The sequence below is a fragment of the Segeticoccus rhizosphaerae genome (genome assembly GCF_009192725.1).
GTDB lineage: Bacteria > Actinomycetota > Actinomycetes > Actinomycetales > Dermatophilaceae > Segeticoccus > Segeticoccus rhizosphaerae.
In genome coordinates, this window is the sequence record NZ_VOHR01000670.1 from 1 (window position 1) to 724 (window position 724).

2 pseudogenes are annotated in these 724 nt (G+C 73.6%); one reads left to right on the forward strand and one right to left on the reverse strand.

Going from position 1 to position 724, the window contains the following annotated elements:
- Positions 1-342: pseudogene (locus tag FRW57_RS22415) on the forward strand (arsenic transporter); the annotation flags it as partial.
- Between the two features lies 1 nt (position 343).
- Here the strand turns inward: FRW57_RS22415 and FRW57_RS23755 are convergent.
- Positions 344-724: pseudogene (locus FRW57_RS23755) on the reverse strand (hypothetical protein); the annotation flags it as partial.

The following is a 724-nucleotide window of genomic DNA, read 5'->3' on the forward strand; positions in this document are numbered from 1 at the left end:
ACCGACCTGCTGCGCGACTGGGCCGGGACCGGCGCCGGTGGGGCCGACCTGCTCCGCGTCGCGGGCGTGGGGGCGGGCAGCGCCAACCTGGTCAACAACCTGCCTGCCTACCTGGCGCTGGAGCCGGTCGCCGACACCGACCCCAACCGCCTCGCGGCGCTGCTGGTCGGCGTCAACTGTGGCCCGCTCATCACGGTCTGGGCCTCGCTGGCCACGCTCCTGTGGCGGGACCGCTGCCATCGTGCGGGGGTCCGGGTGTCATTGCGACGCATGGGGATCGAGGGGGCCGTGTGTGCCGTGGCAGCGGTCAGTGCCGCCACCCTGGCGCTGGCCCTGGGGTGACCTAAGACGGCGTCGACTGCCCCGGCTCGCTCGCCTCGCCCACCGCCGCCCCGAGGTCCTCGACCGGATCCACCTTGGACAGCAGCGGGATCCGGCGGATCGGCCGGCTGACCGTGGGCAGCACCGCCGCGCCTACCAGCATCCCGGCGGCCAGGCCCGTCTCGAGGAGCCCGATCACCGACGGTGCGACCGCGCGCTGTTGCAAGGCGATGATCAACGTCAGCAGAAGCCCGTTGGCACCGAAGTTCAATGCGGCAGAGGTGACGAAGATCGGCTGCAGCGCCTCGTGCCGCCAGATGAAGGCGAGGCCCGCGCGGATCGAGGCCCGCAGTGGCTCGCGCGGCCCGGGCGGCTGCGACGGCGCTCCGAGTCGCGCGCGGAC